The sequence below is a fragment of the Streptomyces sp. NPDC052236 genome (assembly GCF_044548015.1).
In the GTDB taxonomy this organism is placed as follows: Bacteria; Actinomycetota; Actinomycetes; order Streptomycetales; family Streptomycetaceae; genus Streptomyces.
In genome coordinates this window covers 60803-66996 of record NZ_JBIUBL010000038.1, presented here as the reverse complement: position 1 = coordinate 66996, position 6194 = coordinate 60803, and the positions used below count along the sequence as shown (strand labels likewise).

General features: G+C 66.6%; 6 protein-coding genes. 3 read left to right on the top strand and 3 right to left on the bottom strand.

Annotated features, from left to right (window positions below; translation table 11 throughout):
* Nucleotides 1-9: 9 nt before the first annotated feature.
* From ACIHCQ_RS39995 to ACIHCQ_RS39985, 3 genes are all read left to right on the top strand, one after another.
* Nucleotides 10-159, top strand: a complete 150-nt coding sequence (locus ACIHCQ_RS39995; protein WP_399673766.1) for an IS3 family transposase — start codon at nucleotides 10-12, stop codon at nucleotides 157-159.
* Nucleotides 160-223: 64 nt separating this feature from the next.
* Nucleotides 224-1453: a hypothetical protein gene (locus tag ACIHCQ_RS39990; RefSeq protein WP_399673761.1), complete on the top strand. Its 1230-nt coding sequence runs from the start codon at nucleotides 224-226 to the stop codon at nucleotides 1451-1453.
* A gap of 164 nt (nucleotides 1454-1617) precedes the next feature.
* The gene (locus ACIHCQ_RS39985; RefSeq protein WP_399673759.1) at nucleotides 1618-4020 is read left to right on the top strand and encodes a restriction endonuclease; all 2403 of its coding nucleotides are present in this window, start codon (nucleotides 1618-1620) and stop codon (nucleotides 4018-4020) included.
* Here ACIHCQ_RS39985 and ACIHCQ_RS39980 read toward each other — a convergent pair.
* The 3 genes from ACIHCQ_RS39980 to ACIHCQ_RS39970 form a co-directional block, all read right to left on the bottom strand.
* Entirely contained in the window at nucleotides 3924-4994 is a 1071-nt protein-coding gene (locus ACIHCQ_RS39980) for a hypothetical protein (RefSeq protein ID WP_399673757.1), read from the bottom strand. The two genes, ACIHCQ_RS39985 and ACIHCQ_RS39980, sit on opposite strands and share 97 nt — an antisense overlap.
* 108 nt (nucleotides 4995-5102) lie before the next feature.
* On the bottom strand, nucleotides 5103-5267 hold the full coding sequence (locus ACIHCQ_RS39975) for a hypothetical protein (RefSeq protein ID WP_399673755.1): 165 nt from the start codon (nucleotides 5265-5267) through the stop codon (nucleotides 5103-5105).
* A 92-nt stretch (nucleotides 5268-5359) separates the two neighbouring features.
* The gene (locus ACIHCQ_RS39970; RefSeq protein WP_399673753.1) at nucleotides 5360-5686 is read right to left on the bottom strand and encodes a hypothetical protein; all 327 of its coding nucleotides are present in this window, start codon (nucleotides 5684-5686) and stop codon (nucleotides 5360-5362) included.
* Between the last annotated feature and the right edge of the window lie 508 nt (nucleotides 5687-6194).

Genomic DNA, 6194 nt, shown 5'->3' with positions numbered 1-6194 from the left:
GCATCACGCGTGACTTACCTGACCCGCGAAGCCGCCCGGCAGGACATCACTCGATACATCGAGTTCTGGTACAATCGCAAACGCCTCCACTCGGCGGTGGGATACCGCCCTCCGCACGAAGTCCACGCCGAGTACGAGAAGTTGCGAATCGCCGCGTGAAATAGATCGTCGGAATCCTGTCCGGAAAACGCGAGGCCCCTCAGGAGGGGAAGTGGGGCGTAGCATGCGCGCACCGGTGGCAGGTTCGATGACTGCGGCGGGCGAAGATGGGCCGATCCTGCGTACGACCCCGCCGTCGGTTTACCTCGATCAGTGGGTCTGGGTCCGTCTGGCCCAGGCGGCTCTGGGCAAGCCCCGGGAATCGTTCGACACCCAGGTTCTTACCGCTGTGCAGGAAGCCAGCGCTGCCGGTGTGGCCTTCCCTCTCTCCAGTACCCACTACTTCGAGACGAGTCAGATAACCGACCCTCGCCAGCGAATGGACGTCGCGCGCGTCATGGCCTCGGTGTCTCTCTGCCGGACGTTGCGCTCGCATGCCGTGCTGTTGCGTCATCAACTCCTGCACGCGATGCATGTGAGCTTTGCCAGGCCGGCTTTCCGACCGACTGCACCTGAGCCGCTGGGGGTCGGCGTGGCGTGGGCTTTCCAGGGTGAACGTTCATCGATGGACCTCTTCGACGCGTCGGGGAGGGTGGACTCGTCATCGATTCCGGGGCTGCGGCCCTGGCTACGGAGAGTGAATCAGCTTGTCGAGTTCCAGGTGCTGGCTGGACCGGCGGACAGCGAGGTCGAGGAGCTGCGCCGTCTAGGCTATCGGCCGGAGACCGTTGTTGCCTCCGATCGCAGCCGCCTTGCCTGGGAAGAGTTCTTCACAGACCTCCTGAAGGGCGAGCGCATGAGCCGTGAAGAGCTGCGTGTTCGTGTACAGGCCCGGGAGCTGGTGCACGAGTACATGGACGTCTTTGGCAAACTCCTTGCCGAGTACCGGGTAGACCTGTGGCGGGCGGTGGGCTTCGACCCTCGTAGGCCGCGGTCGGGCAGGCCTGGGATGACGGCGTTCGCCGACCGGGTGCCTTCTCTCCGGATTACCGTCGATCTCAAGGTGCAGCTGTTCCGTAACCCAAGCAAGCCCTGGAAGGCGAGCGCCATCCACGACATCGACGCGTTGAGTATCGCTGTGCCCTACTGTCACGTTGTGGTCCCGGATAGCGAGATGGGTGATCTGCTGTCCCGTTCGGCTGCAGCACAGCGCAACGACACTCGGATCCTTCGCCGCCTGCGGGATCTGCCGGACGCCCTGGCCGATTTGACGGCATCAGCGGCTGCTGACCGGTCTTCAGCAGCCGGAGCTGGTTTGCTCGAGCCTGGTGAGGTTTTCTGCACTGACATGGAGACGCTGCGCAACACCGCGCCGCATCTGCCGAAGGACTGGCACACCGCCCCCGGCCCCTGAGGCGGGCATCGGAAAGGCCGTGTGACCGGCGCTCACCGTGACGCGGCCGGACGCGATCTGTGGGGCGTCTTTGCTGCCTGGCACCGCGCGCGGCCCGCAGAGCACTGTGTGATACGACCTCCTGAGGGCGACCGGCCCCACCGATGCGCTGAGGATCTTGAGAGGTGAGCAGGATCGCTGCTCCGGACTATGACTTTGCGAGCTTGTCCCCCTACGACTTCGAAGTGTTCGTCCGTGATTTGCTCTCTGCGCAGGATCGCTTGATCTACTCCACCTACCGGGTGGGCGCCGACGGGGGGATCGACCTGAAGGCGGTCACGGACAAGGGTTGGGTGGTGGCGCAATGTAAGCACACGCCCTCGGCGGACAAGAGCTCTGTTCTCCGGGCTGCCCGGAAAGAGGCGGGCAAGGCGGCCGGTATGGGTTTCACACCTGTCCGGTATGTCTTCGTCACGTCTGCTGAACTCACCCCTGGGACCGAGAAGGAGACGCAGGAGGCCCTGGCGGGGGTCGCCGATACGGTGGAGGTATACGGACGGGGCTGGCTCAATGCGGTGCTCGCCTTGCACCCCGAGGTTGAGCGGCGTCATTTCAAGCTGTGGATCTCCTCGACGCAGGCAGTGCGCGCCATGATGCAGGACGGAGTCTTCCTGCGCGGTGAGTCCAGGATCCAGCGTATCGAGCGCAACTACTTGCGCTTCGTGCATCACGCCACATGCAGCGTCGCCGAGCTGGCACTTGAGGAGCACGGCTGTGTACTCCTGAGCGGGGCGCCCGGTGCGGGCAAGACGACGATCGCCGAGTATCTGCTGCTGCTGTGGTGGCACCGCGGTTTCCGGGTCGTCGTTGACCCGCGGACCGTGGATCAGTGGTGGGCGTGGCTGGGGGACGACACTCCCACGGTGTTCTTCTTCGACGACGCGTGGGGCCAGACCCGCCATCAGGACCACGGTTCACGTCACCATGACTCGGACATGTCCGAGTTCATCGAGTCGATAGTGGAGCGGCGGAGCGGCAGCACTGCATCCAAGGTTTTGATCATGACGAGTCGGGCGCAGGTGCTGCAGGACACGGTGCGGCTCAGTGACGCCTCCCGCCGCGCGGTCGAACGGCTCGCGCACTGTCACGTTCCGGTGGAGCGCCTGCCCTACGACGTCCGCGGCCGCATGCTGTTCAACCATGTCCACCTGTCCATCACCAATCCCCAGACTCGGCAGGACCTTTCCTTCGGATCCTGGTGGCACCGGGTGGCCGGCCACCAGAACTACTCTCCTCGTCTCATCGAGATCGTCGTGCAGCGCAACAAGGCGAAGAGCGCCCAGGATCTGATCGCCGACCTGGAGGACGCTCTGGAGAACCCTCACGAGATCTGGGGGGCGAGTTTCCGTGCGCTTGCGTCGATCGACCAACAGTTGCTGCTGACCATGTCGCTGATGGACTCGCAGTTGGTGCAGTGGCAGGAGGTCGTCCGGCGGCTGGGAGGCATCCCGTCGTCGGAGCCTCTCGTCGATGCCGCAGTCGAGCGGCTCAACGAATCGTGGATCACGAAGGCGCTCCATGCCGGAAGCCACAGTCTGGCTTTGGCCGATCCCAGCCAACGGGACTTCCTCGTCCGGTATTTGTCCACGAGTCCCGGCGCGATGACCGCCATCATCAAGAATGCAGTGAAATTCGATGATCTGGCTCCTGTGTGCAGGCGGGGAGAGGCTACAGAGCTGGAGATCAACCTGCGGCTGTTCTCCAGCGGCGAAGACCTGTTCCGCAGTGTTCTCGACACGTGTGCCCGGGAGTTGCTGGCCCGGCTGCGGGAACTGTGGGACCTCTACCCGTGCGATGTGGCAGAGCACGTCCACGGGAGTCCTGGGGAACTGACCTCACTCGTCGAAGCCCTGACGCTGACCGTGCGCTATCACGCTGACCGCCACGCAGTTGTCGGGGCAGCGCTGCCGGCCGACTGGTTCGCCGCTGCCCTCTCGCGTGTCACGCTGCTCGTGGACGGCCTGGGCATGACGTCCATTGAACCGCTGGCTGAACTGGTTACGGAACTCGCTGTGGCGATCGAAAGCGCCACTCCCCCCTGGTCGGCACGCCATGCGTTCCTCGGTCCGATCTCCCAGCTCCGCGACGTAATCAGTCACGCCTGGGCCCGGCATGAACCGCGGATCGGCCGCCACCAGAACACTGGCTACGAAGCAGATCTGGCCGAGGCGCTGGTCCAGTACGCCAGCTCCCTGGCCGGTCTCGGTCTCAGACCCACGGTCGACACGTACTCGCCCGCCGACATCGACGCCTACCTGGCACGTCACCTCGAGGACTACGACCCGGATGACGTCGCTGAGCAGATCGACTCGATCGAGGATGTCGTCGGATGGAACTTCACCGACACCCGCGAGCACCTGTCCCGTCTGCTCGACGACGAGGACGAGCCGACGCCGCCCTCCCCCAGGCGGGCCCCGGTCGCACCGCCCCGTCACGCTCCGGTGACCGCGCCTCCTGCTGACAGCACCGCCTCCGTGGGAGCCTTGTTCCGGTCGCTGGGCACATCATCGACGCCTGGAAGGATTTGACATCCTCCCCGGCCTGAAGGCCTGGATTCCTGTCTGCCCCCGCCGACTGGGGGGCTTCGGGTGAGCCCTGTTTCGGTCGACGGCGTACAGGGCTTTTCTACGCCGTGGCCTGGGCGGCCGGTGGGGCCGGCGAGCAGGACGGTGTGGTCGCCGATGGCGAGGGATGCGGTGGGGGTGAGGGGTGCGGGGTCGGCCCAGCGGTCGCGGGGGCAGCGCAGGCCCTGGTCGAGGTCGGTGGTGACGCTGTAGCCGCCTCCGGCAAGGTACAGGGTGCCGGTCGAGGTGAGGGCGGCCTGGTGGACCTCGCCGGCGAAGTCGACTTCGTGGGCCTTGCTCTCGTGCAGGGCCTGGCCGAGCCGGGTGAGGGTGTGGCCGCCGTACCCTCCTGTGGTGCGCGGGCCGGTGCCGGAGAAGACCCATGCCTCTCCTGCCGGACCGGGCATGAGGCCGCTGCTGCCGGTGAGGCCACCGCCGACGATCTCCACATCGTCGCCCCGGAAGCGCAGTGCGGCACCTTCGGCCAGCATCGTGGTGGTGTCGGCGCCGGTGAGAGCCGGGCCGTGGCAGAGGGCGGGCGCCGTGGTCCAGGCGGTAGTGCCGGTGGCCGGGTCCCACGCGCAGGACGCCGTCGACAGTCGTCCACAGCAAGTGGCCGCTCGCATCGGCCGCCAAGCCGCCACCTGGCCCGCCGTCCATGCCCCGTCGGCGGTGAGCAGCTCGGCAACGGTCACCCCTGGTTCGGGGATGGCGGGGAAGGCTTCGCCGGGTTCCTGGACGGGGCGTAGCTGCGGGAGCGGCTCGCTGTTCGCTGCGGGGGTGGGCAGGAGATCCGCGAGGGATACGTAGGAGCCGGGCCGGCGGCTGGTGACCGCCAGCAGGTCCTGGAAGAGGCGGCGGGCGGTGAACAGGCCAGCTACCGCCGTCGCCGCCACCACCGACCCGGAGATCCGCGCCATGACCGCCCCGCTGATCACGGCGACGTTCGGCTGAGGACGGCCTGCGGCGGCTTCCTTCCGGCTGCTGCACGATCAACAGCCGTGTGCCGCCTGGACCCGTGAAAAGGCTCCACGGCGGCCGGGGCGTCAGTCGATGCCGAGGGCGTCCCACGTGGCCTTGCGGGCGCGGTCAACGTCGGAGTCGGAGATCGTTTCGTCGTCCTCCACGCTGCGCAGCCACTCGGTGATGTCGTTGGGGTGCAGCCGGTCCAGGTCGGTGGGGATGTCCAGCGGGCAGGCGTCGGTGGTCACGGTCTTCCTCCTTGAGTCGGTCACCCGGTTCAACAGCCGTGGCCGGCGGTGGTGTCGCAGAGAGTCCGTACGGCACAGGGGCGCAGGGCGGCTCACACCTCACACCAGGACTTACGCAACGCGTCTACCTGGTAAAACGCCGTGCGAGGCTCATAGCTCATGCGCCAGGTCGAGGTCTTCGCCCATCGCGTCGCACAGCGGGGCGAGGACGTCGGCGGCTTCGCTGTCAGAGAGGTAGACGGGGCGAGTTCGAGCATGAGCTTGCCGATCGCGTGCGTGCTGACGCCGGGCGAGCTTAAGTAGTTGGCCACCGGCTGATCGCGAGCAGTGGCACCGGGCTGCTTGTGCAGCACCAGCTGCTGCACAAGCAGCAGCCCACTGCACACCACGGCGAGCAGCGCGACCAGGAGCTGCGGCATCTCACGTACTTCCGCTAGATCGACAGCCTCGCCGACACCGGAGCCTCCACTGTCGGGCAGTCAGCACACCCGCGGCCCGTATCGCAGTCCTGGGCGCAGGCCCGTGCTCTGTCAGCGTTTACGGAACCGCGCCACAAGGTCCAAACCGCCAGCAACCAGGAGGAGTCCGCCGAACAGCACCTGCGCGATCCCCCAGGCAACGCTGCTTGTGGCCCCGTTCGCGTGCTGCAGATCTGCCACCCCGTCCCCGGCCTTGAACACCCCAAAGAGCACAGCGAACGGCGGCCACCACCACCCGGGCCCGCCCCCCGCCTCATGCCGCTTGCCGCTCCCCGCATTCATCCCGCTCCCTCCCCTTTCCGGTCCATGGGCGATGGCCACCACGATGACGACCGGAATTGGTTCATGAGTCAACAGCACGCCCCCGCACGGCAGGACAGGGGGACCACTCACGTAAACACCGCAAGCTCCTGATACCGCTGGCAACGCGTATCCACTGCCACGGGTA